This window comes from Undibacterium sp. Di27W (genome assembly GCF_049340345.1).
Lineage (GTDB): Bacteria > Pseudomonadota > Gammaproteobacteria > Burkholderiales > Burkholderiaceae_D > Undibacterium.
This window is the reverse complement of record NZ_JBMPOS010000076.1, coordinates 1-1,005: the sequence shown is the minus strand read 5'-3', so window position 1 is coordinate 1,005 and position 1,005 is coordinate 1. Positions and strand designations below refer to the sequence as shown.

Below are 1,005 nucleotides of genomic sequence, written 5' to 3'. Positions count from 1 at the left end.
GCCTGCCGACGTGAAGCGCGGTACACCATTATCAATCAACCAGCGGAACTCCCCGTCATATTGACGCAGACGGTACTCTATTGTGAAAGGTTTTCGGGCGTTGAGTGCTGCATTGTAGCTTTGGAGGTAGTTGTTGAGGTCATCTGGGTGGACACCCTCGATCCAGCCATGACCGGTCTCCTGGGCCATCGAACGGCCTGTGAAAGCCAGCCAATGAAAATTGAACCAGGAGCGCAACTTGCCTGTTCCGCTGACCCAAATTAAAACAGGTGCGGCATCAGCCAATAGTCGAAACCGCTGTTCACTTTCCTTCAAATTTTCCTCAGCCTGTTTCTGGTCGCTGACGTCAAGTGTCACTCCGTCGAAACGGGTTGGGGTGCCGTCGGCGGCGTAGAATGTTCGTCCAATCGCCCGTATCCACTTGAACGCTCCGGTGTCCGGGTTGACCGTACGGTAATCCACCTTGTAGGGAGTTCTTCCCGAGATGCTTGCTTCTATGGCCAGGCGGGTTGGCTCCCTGTCATCTGTATGGATCAGTTCATAAAACTTTTGTATCGTTACGCTGGCATCAGGCGGCAGGTGGAAATGCTCCTTCACCAAATCATCCCATTGCAGCAGGTCGAAGGGCAAGTCGCAATACCAGAACCCGACACCGCTGCTTCGGCGGACGAATGCGAACCGTTCTTCGCTTTGTTGCAACGCAGTCTCAGCGCGAACCCGTTCAAGCGCCGCCCAGGTACGCTCTGCGGTATCCTCAATTAAAGTGACTTCTTGTTTGCTCCAGTGTCGTACGTCAGATACGTGGACCGTCATCCCGGCCGCGAACCGGCCGTTTTTAATCAGTGGAACGTCGACATGCCCTTTCACCTGTATGGCAGAAAACGCGGCGCGTTCGCTGGCTGACCGATCAGGCTCTACTGTCGCATCTGTCTCAACTAAAGTACGTCCCTTAAGCAAGCTGGCGAGCACAGTGGGGCCGAAGGAAGAAACCGGATAGCGACCCGC

The 1,005-nt window shown here is 54.8% G+C and carries 1 protein-coding gene; it reads right to left on the bottom strand.

Annotated features, from left to right (window positions below):
- Positions 1 to 1,005 (bottom strand): PAS domain-containing protein (locus ACO0LF_RS31315; protein ID WP_423021302.1); only part of this gene is annotated, 1,005 nt, incomplete at both ends.